The organism is Paraburkholderia sp. SIMBA_053 (genome assembly GCF_046534895.1).
Classification (GTDB): Bacteria; Pseudomonadota; Gammaproteobacteria; order Burkholderiales; family Burkholderiaceae; genus Paraburkholderia; species Paraburkholderia caledonica.
On record NZ_JAWRXU010001149.1, the window covers coordinates 1 to 255 of the forward strand.

Here is a 255-nt window from a genome sequence, read left to right on the forward strand (position 1 = left end):
TCCAGCAGTGCACGCGCCTCGATCGCCAGCCAGAGCTCGAACTTCTCCCTGTAGTCCTTCAGACTCCGTGAGGTGAGCTGCTCGATCCGCTTGAGCCTGTACGTCAGCGTGTGTTCATGCACGAACAGCTGCGCGGCGGCTTTGCGAACGCTTCCGCCATTGCGGAAATAGACCGTCAGTGAATGCACCAGCTCCGAACCCTGCTCCCTGTCATGGGCAACCAGCGGATGCAGCACACCGTCGGCCAGGAGCTTG

General features: G+C 61.2%; 1 protein-coding gene. It reads right to left on the reverse strand.

Annotated elements, in window-relative coordinates; genetic code table 11:
• Window positions 1-255, reverse strand: a 255-nt coding sequence (locus tag SB753_RS39250) for a PucR family transcriptional regulator (RefSeq protein WP_410805445.1), incomplete at both ends; no start/stop codon positions are given.